Origin of the sequence: Paraburkholderia sp. SIMBA_053 (assembly GCF_046534895.1) — a bacterium.
GTDB classification, from domain to species: domain Bacteria; phylum Pseudomonadota; class Gammaproteobacteria; order Burkholderiales; family Burkholderiaceae; genus Paraburkholderia; species Paraburkholderia caledonica.
This window is the reverse complement of the sequence record NZ_JAWRXU010001697.1, coordinates 1-236: the sequence shown is the minus strand read 5'-3', so window position 1 is coordinate 236 and position 236 is coordinate 1. Positions and strand designations below refer to the sequence as shown.

Below are 236 nucleotides of genomic sequence, written 5' to 3'. Positions count from 1 at the left end.
ATACGACCGAGCTAGTGCCCCAGTTGCGCGTTTCGCAGACGCCGAAGTTGCTGATATGGGGCGAAGACGATACGTTCCAGCAGGTTGAAAATGCGGAGTACTTTGTCTCGCAGATTCCGTACTCCAGGCTGGTGAGAATTCCAAAGGCCGGACATATTCCGATGGAAAACGATGCATCGGCGGTGGCGCAGGCAATGATCGAGTTCTTTGCTTGACGGTTGTAATGCAAGTGCAAG

The 236-nt window shown here is 53.0% G+C and carries 1 protein-coding gene; it reads left to right on the top strand.

The window, feature by feature from the left end:
• Window positions 1-215: alpha/beta fold hydrolase (locus SB753_RS41325; RefSeq protein ID WP_410805721.1), on the top strand; the 215-nt coding region annotated here is incomplete at its 5' end.
• Window positions 216-236 lie beyond the last annotated feature (21 nt).